This window comes from Zestomonas carbonaria (assembly GCF_904061905.1).
GTDB lineage: Bacteria > Pseudomonadota > Gammaproteobacteria > Pseudomonadales > Pseudomonadaceae > Aquipseudomonas > Aquipseudomonas carbonaria.
The window spans coordinates 1-12177 of the sequence record NZ_CAJFCI010000018.1; the positions used below are offsets into that span (position 1 = coordinate 1).

General features: G+C 66.0%; 10 protein-coding genes. 4 read left to right on the forward strand and 6 right to left on the reverse strand.

Annotated elements, in window-relative coordinates; all coding sequences use genetic code 11:
• Window positions 1–138: 138 nt before the first annotated feature.
• The 3 genes from PSEWESI4_RS03215 to PSEWESI4_RS03225 all read right to left on the reverse strand — a co-directional run bounded on the left by PSEWESI4_RS03215 (window position 139) and on the right by PSEWESI4_RS03225 (window position 6138).
• On the reverse strand, window positions 139–2946 hold the full coding sequence (locus tag PSEWESI4_RS03215; RefSeq protein WP_187669738.1) for an FAD-binding and (Fe-S)-binding domain-containing protein: 2808 nt from the start codon (window positions 2944–2946) through the stop codon (window positions 139–141).
• A gap of 225 nt (window positions 2947–3171) precedes the next feature.
• A complete protein-coding gene (gene lldD, locus PSEWESI4_RS03220) occupies window positions 3172–4317 on the reverse strand; it encodes an FMN-dependent L-lactate dehydrogenase LldD (RefSeq protein ID WP_187669739.1) in 1146 nt (381 codons plus the stop codon).
• A gap of 138 nt (window positions 4318–4455) precedes the next feature.
• Window positions 4456–6138: a lactate permease LctP family transporter gene (locus PSEWESI4_RS03225; protein ID WP_187669740.1), complete on the reverse strand. Its 1683-nt coding sequence runs from the start codon at window positions 6136–6138 to the stop codon at window positions 4456–4458.
• A gap of 312 nt (window positions 6139–6450) precedes the next feature.
• On the opposite strand from PSEWESI4_RS03225, the gene PSEWESI4_RS03230 reads away from it, so the two are divergent.
• Entirely contained in the window at window positions 6451–7221 is a 771-nt protein-coding gene (locus PSEWESI4_RS03230) for a GntR family transcriptional regulator (protein WP_187669741.1), read from the forward strand.
• A 261-nt stretch (window positions 7222–7482) separates the two neighbouring features.
• Here the strand turns inward: PSEWESI4_RS03230 and smpB are convergent, their stop codons facing one another.
• Window positions 7483–7965: an SsrA-binding protein SmpB gene (gene smpB / locus PSEWESI4_RS03235; RefSeq protein ID WP_187669742.1), complete on the reverse strand. Its 483-nt coding sequence runs from the start codon at window positions 7963–7965 to the stop codon at window positions 7483–7485.
• Window positions 7966–8139: 174 nt separating this feature from the next.
• Between smpB and PSEWESI4_RS03240 the strand changes: the two genes are divergently transcribed.
• Together PSEWESI4_RS03240 and PSEWESI4_RS03245 are read left to right on the forward strand one after the other, a co-directional pair.
• Entirely contained in the window at window positions 8140–8574 is a 435-nt protein-coding gene (locus tag PSEWESI4_RS03240) for a type II toxin-antitoxin system RatA family toxin (protein WP_187669743.1), read from the forward strand.
• Window positions 8575–8579: 5 nt separating this feature from the next.
• Complete coding sequence (locus PSEWESI4_RS03245) at window positions 8580–8891, forward strand: RnfH family protein (RefSeq protein WP_187669744.1); 312 nt, start codon at window positions 8580–8582, stop codon at window positions 8889–8891.
• Window positions 8892–8950: 59 nt separating this feature from the next.
• Here the strand turns inward: PSEWESI4_RS03245 and PSEWESI4_RS03250 are convergent, their stop codons facing one another.
• Window positions 8951–9478 carry an outer membrane protein assembly factor BamE gene (locus tag PSEWESI4_RS03250; RefSeq protein ID WP_187669745.1) on the reverse strand — a complete coding sequence of 176 codons (528 nt, stop codon included), beginning with the start codon at window positions 9476–9478 and terminating at the stop codon, window positions 8951–8953.
• Window positions 9479–9574: 96 nt separating this feature from the next.
• On the opposite strand from PSEWESI4_RS03250, the gene fur reads away from it, so the two are divergent.
• On the forward strand, window positions 9575–9979 hold the full coding sequence (gene fur, locus PSEWESI4_RS03255) for a ferric iron uptake transcriptional regulator (RefSeq protein ID WP_187669746.1): 405 nt from the start codon (window positions 9575–9577) through the stop codon (window positions 9977–9979).
• A 207-nt stretch (window positions 9980–10186) separates the two neighbouring features.
• On the opposite strand, the gene recN is transcribed toward fur, so the two are convergent.
• Complete coding sequence (gene recN, locus PSEWESI4_RS03260) at window positions 10187–11860, reverse strand: DNA repair protein RecN (RefSeq protein WP_187669747.1); 1674 nt, start codon at window positions 11858–11860, stop codon at window positions 10187–10189.
• Between the last annotated feature and the right edge of the window lie 317 nt (window positions 11861–12177).

Consider the following 12177-nt stretch of genomic DNA (forward strand, 5'->3'; position numbering starts at 1 on the left):
AGCGGCAGCAGGGGGTGGGGGTTGGTTCGTTTGGCGACTGCCAATTTACCCATTTCCCTGACTGTCAACTCGCTCTTTCCCCTGAGTCCGCGAAGAACCAAAAAAAGCCCCGCGCGAGGCGGGGCGAGGAGAGTAACGTCAGGGCGCGGCCCTGGGCCGGGTGACCCGGTCGACCAGGTAGACCAGCCCGTGGTAGTCGATGCCGGAATGGCTGGACAGGCCGATCTCGCAGGTGCGGCTGGTGGAAATGCCTTCCTCGCAATACTGCACGGCGTCTTTCAGCGTGCGCAGTGCGTGGTCGTTCAGCTCCGGCGTGGTGAAGCCCTTGTCGCCGGCGAAGCCGCAGCAGTGGATGCCTTCGGGGATCACCACCTGGCTGGTGCAGCGCTTGACGATGTCGATCAGCCCCTGGGCCTCACCGAGGTGCTGGGTGGAGCAGGTGACGTGCACCGCCACGGGCTTGTCCTGCGGCTCGAACTCCAGCCTGTCCAGCAGGTGCTTGCGGATGAACTTCACCGGGTCGTGAAGTTGCAGGCGCGGGTCGAGGCCGTCCTGGATCAGTCGCAGGGTGCAGGGGCTGGTGTCGCAGTAGATCGGGTCCAGGCCGCCGCGGCTGGCCTTGAGCAGTGCGTCGATCAGCTCCTGGCGCTTGGCGTCGGCCTGCGCGGGATAACCCTTGGAGGCGAATGGCTGGCCGCAGCACAGGTTGTCCTGCTCCGCGGGGAACACCACCTGGTAGCCGGCCTTTTCCAGCAGTGCGCGGGTCTTGTCGATCAGCGGCATGCGTTCCTCGTCGCTGGCGGCCGGTCCCATGGCGCGCGACACGCAGGCGGCCAGGTAGACCACCCGTGGCCGGGCATCGGCGAGCGGCTCGCTGAGGTGGATGGGCGCGGCCGCCTGCGGCATGGCCGGGCTCCACAACGGCAGGCCGGCGCGCCTGTGCAGCGCCCTGGATGCCTTGGCCAGCAGCGGCGCGCCGAGCAGTCGGCGCGCGGTGTCGGCGGCCAGCAGGGTGAAGCGGGTACCCTTGAGCGCCGTGGCGAAGTGTCCGGCCAGCCAGTCGGCGGTCTTGTCGTGGTGGGCGTCGCGGCTGCGTAGCTTGCGCACCAGGTCGCCGGTGTTGATGTTCACCGGGCAGCGCTGGGCACACAGGCCGGTGGCGGCGCAGGTGTCGATGCCCTGGTACTGGTAGTCGCGTTCCAATTCGGTGGTATCGGTGCCGGCACGCTTCTTCGCCTGGATGTCGCGCCACATGACGATGCGCTGGCGCGGGCTCAGGGTCAGTCCCTTGGACGGGCAGACCGGCTCGCAGAAGCCGCATTCGATGCACTTGTCGACGATCTCGTCGGCGGCCGGCAGCGGCTTCAGGTGCTTGAGGTGGATCTGCGGGTCGCGGCTGAGTTGCACGTCCGGGTTGAGGATGCCGGTGGGATCGAACAGCTCCTTGATCTGCCACATCAACTGGTAGGCGTCCGCTCCCCATTCCAGCTCGACGAACGGCGCCATGTTGCGCCCGGTGCCGTGCTCGGCCTTCAGTGAGCCGCCGAACTCCACCGCCACCAGTTGCGCCACGTCGTCCATGAAAGCCGAGTAGCGCGCCACCTGCTCGGGCGAATCGAAGCCCTGGGTGAACACGAAGTGCAGGTTGCCTTCCAGGGCGTGGCCGAAAATGATCGCTTCGTCGTAGCCGTGCTTGTCGAACAGGGCGATCAGCCGGTTGACCCCGGCGGCCAGTTGTTCGACCGGGAAGGTCACGTCCTCGATGATCACCGTGGTGCCGGTCTCGCGCACCGCGCCGACCGCCGGGAAGGTGTCCTTGCGGATGCGCCAGAGCTGGTTGTAGACGACCGGGTCTTCGCTGAAGTCGACCTGCTTCTCCACCGGGAAGTGGGCGATGGAGGCCATGATCTGCGCCAGTTGCTCGTGCAGCAGGCTCTGGGTCGCCGCGCGGGATTCGACCAGCAGCGCGCAGGCGCCGTCCGACAGGCTCTTCACCCACTCGGGCATGCCCTGCATGTTCTCCACCGAGCGCAGGCTGCGGCGGTCGAGCAGTTCCACCGCCGACACCGGCTGGCGCTTGAGCACCGGCACCGCCTGGCAGCAGGTTTCCACGCTGGGGAAGACGATCAGTGCGCTGGCCTTGTGCGGGTGGTCGGGCACGGTGTCGTAGGTCACCGCGCTGATGAAGCCGAGGATGCCCTCCGAGCCGACCATCAGGTGGCTGAGGATATCCAGCGGCTGGTCGTAGTCGACCAGCGCGTTCAGCGAAAGCCCGGTGGTGTTCTTCAGCCGGTACTTGTGACGGATCTTCGCCGCCAGCGCGGTGTTGGCGCGCGTTTGCCTGCCCAGTTCGGCCAGCCGCTCGAGCAGCGCGCCGTGCGTCTGCGCGAAGGCGGCGATGCTGGCCGGGTCTTCCGTGTCCAGCACGCTGCCGTCGGCCAGCACCACGCGGATGCCAGCGAGGGTCTGGTAGCTGTTCTGCGCGGTGCCGCAGCACATGCCGCTGGCGTTGTTGGCGACGATGCCGCCGATCTTGCAGGCGTTGATCGACGCCGGGTCCGGGCCGATCTTGCGGCCGAACGGCGCCAGCCAGGCGTTGGCCTGGGCGCCGATCACCCCGGGTTGCAGGCGGATCTGCTCGCCGCTGGCGCGGATGTCGCGGCCGTTCCAGTTGTCGCCGAGGACGATCAGTACCGAATCGCTGATCGCCTGGCCGGACAGGCTGGTGCCGGCGGCGCGGAAGGTCACCGGCACTCGCTCGGCATGCGCCAGCTTGAGCAGGGCGATCACTTCGGCCTCGCTCTCGACGCGCACCACCAGCTTGGGAATCAGCCGGTAGAAGCTGGCGTCGGTGCCGAAGGCGAGGGTCGACAGGGGATCGTCGAAGCGCCGTTCGCGGGGGATCAGGCGTTCGGCTTCGGCGAGGAAGGTGGCGGGCAGGCTCATGCGTGCTCCAGGAATCGACGGTTGATGCGGGCCGTTCGAGCGGCCCGTCGGGTTCTGATTGGGGCGGACCCGCAATCGCGGGCATGGCCTGTTCTTGCTTGCTGGGCCCCCGCGTTCGCGGGGGCGATGGCTGTGGGGCTTCCCTTCACCTCGTCACTCCCGCGCACGCGGGAGTCCAGAAGACGATGCAGGGGCAAGACAGCCGCTCCTACAGGGTAGAGACGCTCAGCGGCCCAGCTCACGCACCAGCGAGTCGGCACTGATTTCGCCGATGGACTTGGCGCCGGTCAGCACCATGGCCACGCGCATTTCCTTCTCGATCAGTTCCAGCAGGTTGCGCACGCCGGCCTCGCCGTCCGCCGCCAGGGCGTAGACGAAGGCACGGCCGAGCAGCACGCTGTCGGCGCCGAGGGCGATCATGCGCACCACGTCCAGGCCGGTGCGGATGCCCGAGTCGGCGAGGATGGTCAGTTCACCCTTCACCGCGTCGGCGATGGCCGGCAGCGCGCGGGCGCTGGACAGCACGCCGTCGAGCTGGCGGCCGCCGTGGTTGGAGACGATGATGCCGTCGGCACCGAATTTCACCGCATCCCTGGCGTCTTCCGGGTCGAGGATGCCCTTGATCACCATCGGGCCGTCCCAGAATTCGCGGATCCACTCCAGGTCCTTCCACGAGATCGACGGATCGAAGTTGGCGCCCAGCCAGCCGATGTAGTCCTCCAGGCCGGTGGGGTGGCCGCGGTAGGTGGAGATGTTCCCCAGGTCGTGCGGTCGCCCGAACAGGCCCACGTCCCAGGCCCACGCCGGATGGGTCACCGCCTGCAACATGCGGCGCACCGAGGCGTTCGGGCCGCTCATGCCCGAGTGGGCGTCGCGGTAGCGGGCGCCCGGCACCGGCATGTCCACGGTGAACACCAGCGTGGTCACCCCGACGGCCTTGGCGCGCTCCAGGGCGTTCTTCATGAAGCCACGGTCCTTGAGCACATAGAGCTGGAACCACATCGGCCGGTCGATGGCCGGCGCCACCTCCTCGATCGGGCACACCGACACCGTGGACAGGGTGAACGGCACGCCCTTGGAGGCCGCCGCGCGGGCCGCCTGGACCTCGCCGCGACGCGCGTACATCCCGGTCAGGCCCACCGGCGCCAGCGCCACCGGCATCGACAGCGTCTCGTTGAACAGCTTCGTCTCCAGGCTCAGCTCGGACATGTTCTTCAACACGCGCTGGCGCAGGGCGATGCCGGCCAGGTCCTCGACATTGCGGCGAAGCGTGTATTCGGCATAGGCGCCGCCGTCGATGTAATGGAACAGGAAGGGAGGCAGCTTGCGTTGCGCCGCGGCGCGGTAGTCGGTAGAGGCAGAGATGATCATGGGGCTCTCGTCAATGATGGGCTTGTCGTCGAGGCGGTGGAGAGGGAAGGCTCGTCGTCCCCGCGAAGGCGGGGACCCAGGAAACCGTAGCCGGTTTGGCCGGATTCCCGCATTCGCGGGAATGACGGGCTGTTCCTCTTAGTGCACCAGCATGCCGGTCAGCCAGTAGGCCTGGACCAGGGTGATCAGGCCGACGAAGGTGGCGAAGATCAGGCTGTGCTTCAGGGTGAAGCGGAACAGGTCCGACTCGCGACCGACCATGCCGGTGGCGGCGCAGGCCACGGCGATGGATTGCGGCGAGATCATCTTGCCGGTCACGCCGCCGCTGGTGTTGGCCGCGACCATCAGGGTGTCGTTGACGCCGATCTGGTGCGCGGTGGTGGCCTGCAGCGAGCCGAAAAGGGCGTTGGAGGAAGTGTCCGAACCGGTCAGGAACACGCCCAGCCAGCCGAGGAACGGCGAGAAGAACGGGAACGCCACGCCGGTGCCGGCCAGCACCAGGGCCAGGGTGGTGGACATGCCGGAGAAGTTGGTGACGAAGGCGAAGGCCAGCACCATGCCGATGGACAGGATCGGCCACTTCAGCTCGACGAAGGTTTCCTTCAAAGTGGTAAGACCAGTTCTAATGCCGATGCCGAGGATCGCCATCGAGATCAGCGCCGAGAAGAAGATCGCGGTGCCGGTGGCGGAGATCGGATCAAGCTTGAACACGGCCGGCATCGCGGTCGCGCTGGCGACGATCGGGGCTACCTTCATCACCAACTGGTCGAGGTTCGGGATGGAGATCAGCAGGACCAGGTGTTCCAGCACGCCGCCTGGGGCGAACATGGCCTTGAACGGTTTCAGGGTCCAGATGGTGACCAGGGCGGTGAGCACCAGGAACGGCGACCAGGCCTTGAGGATCTGGCCGAAGCTGTAGGGCGACTCGCTGCGCGCGCCGCCGAAGCCGCCGAGCACGGCGCTGCCGTCGGCGTTGATGCCGGCGATTTCCTGCTCGCGGGCGGCCTTGGGTTGCCAGACCTTCAGGAACAGGGTCAGGCACACCAGGCTGACCAGTGCCGAGGTGATGTCCGGCAGTTCCGGGCCGATGAAGTTGGAGGTGAAGTACTGGGTCACGGCGAAGCTGACGCCGGCAACCAGGGCGGCCGGCCAGGTTTCCTTGATGCCGCGCCAGCCGTCCATCATAGCCACCAGCCAGAATGGCACGATGATCGACAGGATCGGCAACTGGCGGCCGGTCATGGCGCCGATCTTGAAGGCGTCGATGCCGGTGACCTGGCCGGCGACGATGATCGGGATGCCCAGGGCGCCGAAGGCCACCGGCGCGGTGTTGGCGATCAGGCACAGGCCGGCGGCGTACAGCGGGTTGAAGCCGAGGCCGACGAGCAGGGCGGCGGTGATCGCCACCGGCGCGCCGAAGCCGGCCGCGCCTTCCAGGAAGGCGCCGAACGAGAAGCCGATCAACAGCACTTGCAGGCGCTGGTCACCGGTGATCGACAGCACCGAGCTGCGGATGATCTCGAACTGGCCGCTCTTCACCGTCAGCTTGTAGAGGAACACGGCGGCGACGATGATCCAGGCGATCGGCCAGAGTCCGTAGGCGAAGCCGTAGCCGGCGGCGGCGAAGGCCATGCCGGCGGGCATCTGGTAGACGAAGATCGCCACCAGCAGCGACAGCGCCAGGGTGATGGTGCCGGCGACGTGGCCTTTGAGGCGGAACACCGCGAGGGCGAGGAAGAAGAAGACGATTGGCACGAGTGCCGCGACTGCCGACAGACCAAGGCTGCCGAGGGGGGTATAGAGCTGCTGCCAGGCTTGCATCGTGGGGTGGCTCCCTGATTATTGTTGGGTTTGCCTTGGGCCGGGTGTCGGGGCTCGGCGGGCTTTTGGCTCGCAGGCAGGCTTCCGTTGTTGACCTCGGCGGTTCGGTCGGATAAATTGGTAATACCAATTTACAATCTCGACGGCTCAGGGTAAAAGCCTTCTGGAAAGGCTGTCAATTTGCCGTTCTACGACTTTGGTCGGATAACGCGCTGGATGCCCGTCTGTTGTGCTGTTCCGCAGGCAGCCCGGATCGGGCTGCAGGCCACGGACTGAAAGGCCGGGCGGCATCCAGGGGTACAGGAGAGGAAGATGGGCTTCGGTCAGATCCAACCGCGCCGTTTATCGGATGACATCGTCGCCCGCATCGAGTCGATGATTCTCGAGGGCACCCTCAAGCCCGGCGAACGGCTGCCGGCGGAGCGCACGCTGGCGGAGCAGTTCGGCGTGTCGCGACCGTCGCTGCGCGAGGCGATCCAGAAGCTGGTGGCCAAGGGACTGCTGGTCAGCCGCCAGGGCGGAGGCAACTATGTGGTGGATACCCTCGGCTCGACCTTCAGCGACCCGCTGCTGCAATTGCTGGAGAACAACCCGGAAGCGCAGCGCGACCTGCTCGAATTCCGCCATACCCTGGAAGGCTCCTGCGCCTACTACGCGGCCCTGCGCGCCACCGAGGTGGACCACCAGCGCCTGCGCGCGGCATTCGAAGCGTTGCAGACCTGCTACACGCGGGCGCCGAGCAAGATCAGCCGCGCCGAGGAGGGCGCCGCCGACGCAAGCTTCCACCTGGCCATCGCCGAGGCCAGCCACAACGCGGTGCTGCTGCACACCATCCGTGGCCTGTTCGACCTGCTCAAGCGCAACGTGGTGACCAACATCGGCGGCATGTACGCCCAGCGCAGCGAAACCCGCGACATGCTGATGAGCCAGCACCGCGCGTTGTTCGAGGCGATCATCGAGGGGCGCGCCGAGGATGCGCGGGAGGTTTCCAGCCGGCACATCCATTACGTGCAGGAAGTGCTCTCCGAAGCGCAACGGGAGGTCGAGCGCACGGCCCGTGCGCAGCGCCGGCAGGGGCTTTAGAGTAGCTACAAGCGGCAAGCCACAAGCTGCAAGCAAGAGCCGAGGCCGCTGTCACTTGCAGCTTGTGGCTTGCCGCTGTCTTTTCAGCCCGCGTAGCCCGGATGCAATCCGGGAAAACCGTGACCGCGCTCCCGGATTGCATCCGGGCTACGGGCCGAGGCGGGTAGGGTGCGCCGTGCGCACCGAGAAGGCCGGTCGCGGCCTAGCCCGCGAATCGCGCGCATGGCGCGCTCCTACGGGTTCGTGGCGCGCTGCCGGGGCTTACTCTTCCTTGCCCTTGTTGCGCACCGCGCGCTGGATCTCGCGGTCGGAGTCGCGTTCCTTCTCGGTGTGGCGCTTGTCGAATTCCTTCTTGCCCTTGGCCAGGGCGACTTCGCACTTGATCAGGTGCTTCTTCCAGTACAGCGATAAGGCCACGCAGGTGAAGCCCTTCTGCTGCACGGCGCCGAACAGCTTGCCCAGCTCGCGGCGGTTGAGCAGCAGCTTGCGAGTGCGGGTCGGGTCGGCGATCACGTGGGTGCTGGCGGTTTTCAGCGGGGTGATGTGGCAACCCATCAGCCAGGCTTCGCCGTCCTTGAGCAGCACGTAGCTGTCGACCAGTTGCGCCTTGCCGGCGCGGAGACTTTTCACTTCCCAACCGGCCAGGGCCAGGCCGGCCTCGAAGCGCTGCTCGACGAAATAGTCGTGCAGCGCCTTCTTGTTCTGGGCGATGGTGCCCTGCGGATGTTTCTTTTGCTTAGCCATAGGGCGCGCATTATAGGGAGTCGCCAGCGGGCTGGCGACAGGTGCAGGGTTGAGGCGGGTGGGTGAATTGCCGACAATGCGCGATCTTTTTGCCCCGTGCGGCGTATTCTCCGGCCCCCGGCCATAATCCCAGGGCGTTCGAGATCGCTGTGCCGCCTCGGAAGAGAACCCTCCATGAGCACTCACATTCAACGCTCCGCCCTTTTGCCCTACCCGGCGCAGGCGCTGTTCGACCTGGTCAACGACGTGTCTCGATACCCGGAATTCCTGCCCTGGTGTTCGGCGAGCGAGATCCTGGAGGTCAGCGAAAACCACATGCTGGCCCGGTTGATGGTCGCCAAGGGAGGGATCAGCCAGCAGTTCGTCACCCGCAACCTGCTGGTGCCGGGGCAGCGCATCGAGATGAACCTGGCCGAGGGGCCCTTCAAGGAGCTGCATGGCATCTGGCAGTTCAAGGCGCTGACCGACAAGGCCTGCAAGATCAGCCTGGACCTGTCCTTCGACTATTCCGGCCCGCTGGTCAAGGCCAGTCTCGGTCCGCTGTTCAACCAGGCGGCCAACACCATGGTCGATGCCTTCTGCCTGCGGGCCAAGCAACTCTTCGGGTAATGCCGGTGGACAGGTACATCGCGGTCGAGGTGGTCTACGCCCTGGCGGACAAGCAGATGCTGCTGCGCCTGAGCTTCCCCTACGGCACCACGGTGCGCCAGGCTGTCGAGCGTTCCGGTCTGGAAGCGCACTTTCCCGGCCTCGACCTGCGGAACTGCCCATTGGGAATCTTCGGCAAGGCGTTGGCCAGGCCGGAGGAGCGGGTGCTGGAGGAGGGCGAGCGAGTGGAGATATACCGGCCGCTGATCGCCGATCCCAAGGAAGTGCGCAAGCAGCGCGCGGCCAAGGCGGCGCAAGCCAGGGCGGCCAGTAAATAAAACAATTGGAAACGAAAAAAGCCCGGTCGACCGGGCTTTTTTCATGAAGGGAATTGCGCTTATTGCGGAGCGGTTTCCAGCGGTTCGGGGATCGGTACCGGGGTGGTTTCCGCCTCGTCGATCTCGCGCTGGATCTGCTCTTCCAGCGAGCCCGGCCTGGCCGGTTCTTCGGCCTGCGGCTGTTCGGGTTGCGCTTGTGGCTGCGGCGCGGGGCTGGCGCCGTCCTGGCCGAGGATCGCCTGGTCGCGGCTGACGCCGGGCATGAAGTCGCCGGAGAGCCCGACCAACTGATCGCTGTCGTTGAAGATCACACTCATGCGTTCCTGCTGGCGCTGACCGCCACCTGGCTGGATGCTGTACAGGTAGTCCCAGCGGTTGGCGTGGAAAGTGTCGGTGACCAGGGGATTGCCCATGATAAACCTCACTTGCCGACGGGTCATTCCGGGCTTCAACTGGTCTATCATGTCCTGTGTCACGACATTGCCCTGTTGAATGTCGATCTTGTAAACCCCGGGGAAGGAACAGCCGGCGAGTGCGATGAGTCCCACGAACGTGAGGCTGGTCAGCAAGAGCTTGGTGTTTGGCATCGGTGGGAGACTTCCACTATCTTGGCAGGGCAACATGACCGCCGATCATACCCGCATGAAGGCCGCCGAGAAACAGCGGCTACGAGAAAGCTGACCATGGTTGAAAACAACGAACTGCGAAAGGCTGGCCTGAAAGTGACCCTGCCACGGGTCAAAATCCTGCAGATGCTCGATTCCAGCGGCCAACGCCACATGAGTGCCGAGGACGTCTACAAGGCGCTGATGGAGGCGGGGGAAGACGTTGGTCTGGCCACCGTCTACCGCGTACTGACCCAATTCGAGGCTGCCGGCCTGGTGGTCCGCCACAACTTCGACGGCGGCCATGCGGTGTTCGAGCTGGCCGACAGCGGCCACCACGATCACATGGTCTGCGTCGATAGCGGCGAGGTCATCGAGTTCTTCGACACCGAGATCGAGAAGCGCCAGAAGGAGATCGTCAAGGAACACGGTTTCGAGCTGGTCGATCACAATCTCGTGCTCTACGTACGCAAGAAAAAGTGAGCCGTACCGCGTAAATGAAAAAGGCGACCTTCGAGTCGCCTTTTTCATGGGCGGGATTTTTTCTGGGGCCCCGCGTTCGCGGGGATGACGGTCGAATGCGGAGTTTCTCGCGTGGGCCGGTGTTTGTCCGAATGCAGCCCATCAAGCAGCGTAGGAGCGGCCCATGGCCGCGATAAAGACGGAACGGGCCGCTCCTGCGGGCTGGCGCTAGGCTTTGGCGCTGCCGACCATCTTCCGCGCATGGGCCAGGGACTCCTCGGTGAGGTCGACGCCGCCGAGCATGCGGGCGATTTCCTCGACGCGACCCTCCTGCGCCAGGTTGGCCACTGCGGTCTGGGTGCTTTCCTTGCCGCGCGCCTTGTGCACGAACAGGTGCTGGTGGCCCTGGGCGGCGACCTGCGGCAGGTGGGTGACGGTCAGCACCTGGCCGCGCTCGCCAAGGCGGCGCAGCAACTGGCCGACCACCTCGGCGGTGGGGCCGCCGATGCCGACGTCCACTTCGTCGAACACCAGGGTCGGTACCCGCGAGGTCTGCGCGGTGATCACCTGGATCGCCAGGCTGATGCGCGACAGCTCGCCGCCGGAGGCGACCTTGGCCAGCGGCTTGAGTGGCTGGCCGGGGTTGGCGCTGACCAGGAATTCCAGTTGCTCCAGCCCGGCTGGATGCGGATCGTCCTGCTCGCGCGGACGCAACTCGATGGCGAAGCGCCCGCCGGGCATGCCCAGGCGCTGCATTTCGCTTTCCACCGCCTTGGCCAGGGTGTCGGCAGCGGCACCGCGCCGGGCGCTCAGCTCGGTGGCCTTTTCCTGGTAGTGGCGGGCGTAGGCGGCCAGTTCCTCGCCGAGGCGCTCGACGGCCTGGTCGTCGGCGTTGAGGCTTTCCAGTTCCTCGAACAGGCGCTGTTGCAGCTCGTGCAGCTCGCCGGGCTGGACGCGGTGCTTGCGGGCCAGCGTATAGATGCTGTCCAGGCGTTCCTCGAGCTGCTGCTGGCGCTGTGGGTCGGCGTCGAAGTGATCGATGAAGCGGTTCAGCTCGCCGACCGCTTCCTCCACCTGGATCTGCGCGCTGGCCAGCAGGTTGACGGCTTCGCCCAGGGCGCCGCCGATGTGCGGGAAGGCGGTCAGCCGGTGCAGGCTGCTGGTCAGCGCCGACAGCACATTGCCGGCGTCGCTCTCGCTGCACAGTTCCAGCACCTGCTGGCAGGCGCCGATCAGGCTGCCGGCGTTGGCCAGCGCCTTGTGTTCCTGTTCCAGTTGTTCCAGTTCGTTCTCGCCGAGGGCCAGGTTGTCCAACTCCTCCAACTGGTAGCTGAGCAACTGGTGGCGGGCGCGTTGCTCGTCGCCGCTGCGCGACAGGCGTTCCAGCTCCTGGCGGGTCTGCTGCCAGCGCTGCGCGGCGAGCTGCACCTGGCGGGCCAGTTCCTGGCTGCCGGCGTATTCGTCGAGCAGGCGGCGATGGGTGTCCGGCTTGAGCAGCGACTGGTGCTCGTGCTGGCTGTGGATATCGATCAGCAGTTCGCCGAGCGCCTTGAGGTCGCCCAGGGGGCAGGGCGTGCCGTTGATGTAGCCGCGCGAGCGTCCTTCGGCGGTGATCACCCGGCGCAGCAGGCACTGGCCGTCATTGTCGAGGTCGCGCTCGCCGAGCCAGGCGCGGGCTTCGGGGATGTCGTGCAGGTCGAAGCTGGCGAGGATGTCCGCCTTCTCGGCGCCGGGGCGCACCGCGTCGCTGTCGGCACGGTCGCCAAGGGCCAGGCCGAGGGCGTCGAGCATGATCGACTTGCCGGCGCCGGTCTCGCCGGTGATCACGGTCATGCCGCGTTCCAGCTCGAGGTCCAGGTGTTCGACGATGGCGTAGTTGTGGACGGACAGGTGCACCAGCATGGGAGCGCTCCCTGAAATTGATTGGCTGGTTATTTATACAGTTGTTTTGTGGTTGGTATCAAGGGTGGGAAAGGCCGATAAGAGCGCTTGTAGGGTGTGCCGCGTGCACCGTCCACCCAGTGCGAGCAGGATGTTTCGCCGGAAACATGGGGGGCGGATCGGTGCGCACGGCGCACCCTACGTTGGATTCCTGCGTTCGCGGGAATGACGGTTTGGCGTTGGGGTTTCGTTCCGCGTCATCTCCGCGAACGCGGGGACTCAGTAAACAGCCACGTAGCCCGGATGCAATCCGGGAGGGCTTCCCCCGGATTTCATCC

Bases quoted from the DNA above. Each gene is read 5' to 3' on its own strand.
- PSEWESI4_RS03215 (WP_187669738.1), bottom strand. From the start codon at position 2,946: ATGAGCCTGCCCGCCACCTTCCTCGCCGAAGCCGAACGCCTGATCCCC.
- PSEWESI4_RS03240 (WP_187669743.1), top strand. From the start codon at position 8,140: ATGAGCACTCACATTCAACGCTCCGCCCTTTTGCCCTACCCGGCGCAG.
- recN (WP_187669747.1), bottom strand. From the start codon at position 11,860: ATGCTGGTGCACCTGTCCGTCCACAACTACGCCATCGTCGAACACCTG.
- smpB (WP_187669742.1), bottom strand. From the start codon at position 7,965: ATGGCTAAGCAAAAGAAACATCCGCAGGGCACCATCGCCCAGAACAAG.
- PSEWESI4_RS03250 (WP_187669745.1), bottom strand. From the start codon at position 9,478: ATGCCAAACACCAAGCTCTTGCTGACCAGCCTCACGTTCGTGGGACTC.
- lldD (WP_187669739.1), bottom strand. From the start codon at position 4,317: ATGATCATCTCTGCCTCTACCGACTACCGCGCCGCGGCGCAACGCAAG.
- fur (WP_187669746.1), top strand. From the start codon at position 9,575: ATGGTTGAAAACAACGAACTGCGAAAGGCTGGCCTGAAAGTGACCCTG.
- PSEWESI4_RS03225 (WP_187669740.1), bottom strand. From the start codon at position 6,138: ATGCAAGCCTGGCAGCAGCTCTATACCCCCCTCGGCAGCCTTGGTCTG.
- PSEWESI4_RS03230 (WP_187669741.1), top strand. From the start codon at position 6,451: ATGGGCTTCGGTCAGATCCAACCGCGCCGTTTATCGGATGACATCGTC.